The 2359-nt window shown below is 66.0% G+C and carries 3 protein-coding genes and 1 riboswitch; all 3 genes read left to right on the top strand.

Annotated features, from left to right (window positions below):
• On the top strand, positions 1-1050 hold a 1050-nt coding region (locus A2I95_RS31930), incomplete at its 5' end, for a cobyrinate a,c-diamide synthase (protein ID WP_291736301.1).
• Positions 1047-1769 carry a uroporphyrinogen-III C-methyltransferase gene (gene cobA / locus A2I95_RS31925; RefSeq protein WP_291736299.1) on the top strand — a complete coding sequence of 241 codons (723 nt, stop codon included), beginning with the start codon at positions 1047-1049 and terminating at the stop codon, positions 1767-1769. The genes A2I95_RS31930 and cobA, both read left to right, overlap by 4 nt.
• Complete coding sequence (locus A2I95_RS31920) at positions 1766-2101, top strand: DUF1636 family protein (protein WP_027259773.1); 336 nt, start codon at positions 1766-1768, stop codon at positions 2099-2101. The genes cobA and A2I95_RS31920 overlap by 4 nt, the downstream gene beginning before the upstream one ends.
• 133 nt (positions 2102-2234) lie before the next feature.
• Positions 2235-2359, top strand: a riboswitch (cobalamin riboswitch). This riboswitch is flagged as partial in the annotation.

Here is a 2359-nt window from a genome sequence, read left to right as displayed (position 1 = left end):
GGCTCGATGGGGCTGTATGACGGGGTGGCGACGCGGGGCCAGTCGGGTTTTGGCTCCTCAGCCGAGACCGCCAAGCGCATGGGCTGGCCGGTGGTGCTGGTGGTTGATGTTGGCGGCCAGGCGCAATCCGCGGCTGCCACCGCGCTGGGGTTCAAGAATTACGACACCGAGGTGCCCTTTGCCGGGGTGATCTTGAACCGGGTCGCCAGCCCGCGGCATGAACGGCTGACCCGGCTGGGGATGGAGAAGGCGGGTATCAAGGTGCTCGGTTCCCTGCCGCGGCGCGGCGACCTGACCCTGCCCGAACGCCATCTGGGCCTGATACAGGCGGTGGAGCATCCCGATCTGGAAGCGGCGATTGCCGGTTATGCGGCGTTTCTGCGCGAGAATGTGGATCTGGAGGCGATCAAGGCAGCAGCCTTGGCGGGCCAGGCGCCCGCGCCCGCAAGCCTGCCCAAACCGCCCGCGCAGCGGATTGCGCTGGCGCGGGATGCGGCGTTTTCCTTTACTTACCCGCATCTGCTGACCGGCTGGCGCGCGGCAGGGGCGGAAATCCTGCCGTTCTCGCCGCTCGCGGACGAAGCACCCGCAGCGGATGCCGATCTGGTCTGGCTGCCCGGCGGCTATCCCGAGTTGCACGGCGGCACACTGGCGGCGGCGGAGACTTTCCGCGCCGGCCTGCTCAGACATGCTGAAACCAAGCCAGTGCATGGCGAATGCGGCGGCTACATGGCCCTAGGCGAGGCGCTGATCGACAAGGAGGGTAACCGCCACCGGATGCTGGGCCTCTTGGGCCTTGTGACCTCATACGAGAAGCGCAAATTCCACCTCGGCTACCGCCGCGCTGTTCTGCAGGCGGGCATGCCGGGGTTTGGCGCGGGCACTGCCCTGCGCGGGCATGAGTTTCACTATTCCACGATTCTGGAAGAACCCGACGCGCCCTTGGCCAACGTCATGGACGCTGACGGCGGGCCGGTGCCGGAAACCGGCTCGATCAAAGGCAATGTCACCGGAACCTTCTTCCACCTGATCACTGGAGAACACGCATGAGCGGTTTTGTGAGCTTTGTCTCCTCCGGCCCCGGCGACCCGGAGCTGCTGACCGTCAAAGCGGTCAAACGGCTGGCCGCGGCGGATGCGGTGCTGTTTGACGATCTGTCCTCGGGGCCGATCCTGAGCCACGCCCGCGAAGACGCCGATCTGGTCGGTGTCGGCAAACGGGCGGGCCGTCCCTCGCCCAAGCAGGACCATGTGAGCCGGCTTTTGGTGGATTATGCCTCTTCCGGCCTCAATGTGGTACGGCTGAAGTCCGGGGATTCCGGCGTTTTCGGACGGCTGGAAGAAGAGATCACCGCACTGCGCGAAGCAGGCATCGCGTTTGAGATCGTGCCCGGCGTGACCGCAGCCTCGGCGGCGGCGGCGGCGGCGAACATCCCGCTGACCCGGCGCATGACCGCGCGGCGGCTGCAGTATATCACCGGCCATGACGTGACCGGCGGACTGCCGGACAGCCTGAACATGGCCGCACTGGCCGATGCCGAGGCCACCACGGTGGTCTATATGGGCAAGCGCACCTTTGCCGGCCTGTCGGAAAAGCTGATGGAGGCCGGTCTGCCGGACACCACACCGGCGCTGGTGGCGCTTGGCGTGTCAACACCGGAACAGTCGCTGCACCGCCACACTGTGGGCGAGCTGCCGGCCTTGCTGCGGGAAATGGAGACCACCGCTCCGGTGCTGATCCTATACGGGCCGCTGGCGGACCCGGAATGAGCCTGCCCACCCTCACCCTTTGCCGCATTTGCCACGATGCGGATCCCGCCCTGTTCGGGCAAGTTTCGGAGGCGCTGCAGGGCGCCGGGGTGAGGGCGCGGCTGCAGCAGGTAGACTGCATGTCCGGTTGCAAGCGGCCGCAGACCTTGGCGGTGCGCCAAAGCGGCAAGACCGCCTATCTGTTTGGTGAAATCAGTGCCGGGGATCTTCCGGATCTGCTGACATTCCTGCGTCTGTACCGGGACAGCGCCGACGGCAATTTCGCAGATGCCCGCGCCCTGGGCAGGCTGCGGTTCAAGGCCATTGCCCGGATCCCGGCAGAAGCCGGCTGAGCCACCGCTGCGCGCGGGGCTTGCGCACTCTCCTGCATCCCCTGCATCACACCGTAAGACGCGGCATGACACTGTATGACGCTGCAGAGCATGAATCTGGCGGTTTCCTCCTTGACCCGCAATATCCCCTGCAGGCATTAACGTAAGATACGGTGTCTGATAGTGCCTAAGCACTGGGACTGAAACGGGAATGAGGACGGTGGACCAAATCGCGGCACCGAAGCCTCAACCGCCCCCGCGACTGTGAGCGGCGAGCGG

This window comes from Leisingera sp. F5, from assembly GCF_001593695.1.
This window is presented reverse-complemented; position numbering and strand designations above follow the sequence as displayed.

Coding starts and splice junctions, on each gene's coding strand:
- cobA (WP_291736299.1), top strand. CDS start 1,047: ATGAGCGGTTTTGTGAGCTTTGTCTCCTCCGGCCCCGGCGACCCGGAG.
- A2I95_RS31920 (WP_027259773.1), top strand. CDS start 1,766: ATGAGCCTGCCCACCCTCACCCTTTGCCGCATTTGCCACGATGCGGAT.